The 292-nt window shown below is 49.7% G+C and carries 1 protein-coding gene; it reads left to right on the forward strand.

The features are described 5' to 3' along the window. On the forward strand, positions 1 to 292 hold a 292-nt coding region (locus HBA93_RS20580; protein ID WP_221724510.1), incomplete at both ends, for a glutathione S-transferase N-terminal domain-containing protein.

Here is a 292-nt window from a genome sequence, read left to right on the forward strand (position 1 = left end):
AGTGTTCCTTACGAAGTAAAATATATCAATATTGGTAAGGGTGATCAGTTCGAGCCGTCATTCCTGAAAATCGCTCCGAATAACCGTATGCCTGCGATTATCGATCCGGAAGGGCCGGATGGTCAGCCGATTTCTGTTTTTGAATCGGGTGCTATTCTTCAATATCTGGGACGTAAATTCGGTAAATTCTATCCGGCAGCTGAGCGTGCCCGTGTGGCTGTAGATGAATGGCTGATGTGGCAGATGGGCGGTTTGGGACCAATGTCGGGTCAGGCTGGCCACTTCCGCGTCT

Origin of the sequence: Ochrobactrum sp. SFR4 (assembly GCF_019730395.1) — a bacterium.
In the GTDB taxonomy this organism is placed as follows: domain Bacteria; phylum Pseudomonadota; class Alphaproteobacteria; order Rhizobiales; family Rhizobiaceae; genus Pseudochrobactrum.